The sequence below is a fragment of the Streptomyces sp. SID14478 genome (assembly GCF_010548525.1).
In the GTDB taxonomy this organism is placed as follows: Bacteria; Actinomycetota; Actinomycetes; order Streptomycetales; family Streptomycetaceae; genus Streptomyces.
Genome location: NZ_JAAGMG010001376.1, coordinates 1 through 293, shown reverse-complemented (window position 1 = coordinate 293; position 293 = coordinate 1). Strand labels below are relative to the sequence as shown.

The window sequence follows — 293 nt, the reverse complement described above, 5'->3', positions numbered from 1 at the left end:
TTGCCGAGGCCGACGTCGTCGGCGATGAGCAGATTCGTCCGGGGCATGGACAGAGCTCGGACGACAGGGGCGAGCTGGTAGTCCTGGATCTCCGCGCCGGAGCGGAAGGGCGCCTGGAGGGACGTCTTGTCGGCGGAGGCGATGGCACTCCACCGGACCGCGTCCAGGAACGCTTCCAGCCGCTCGGGAGCGTCGATGCCGCCGGTGGGCGAGGGAAGCGCGTGCTGCTGGTGTACGAGGGTGCCCTGCTCCAGCTCCCACACCACCCGCAGTTCCTCGTCGCGGGCGTCGTG

1 protein-coding gene is annotated in these 293 nt (G+C 70.3%); it reads right to left on the bottom strand.

Translation table 11 applies throughout. The features are described from left to right. Positions 1–293 (bottom strand): DEAD/DEAH box helicase (locus G3I40_RS43565; RefSeq protein ID WP_164560319.1); only part of this gene is annotated, 293 nt, incomplete at both ends.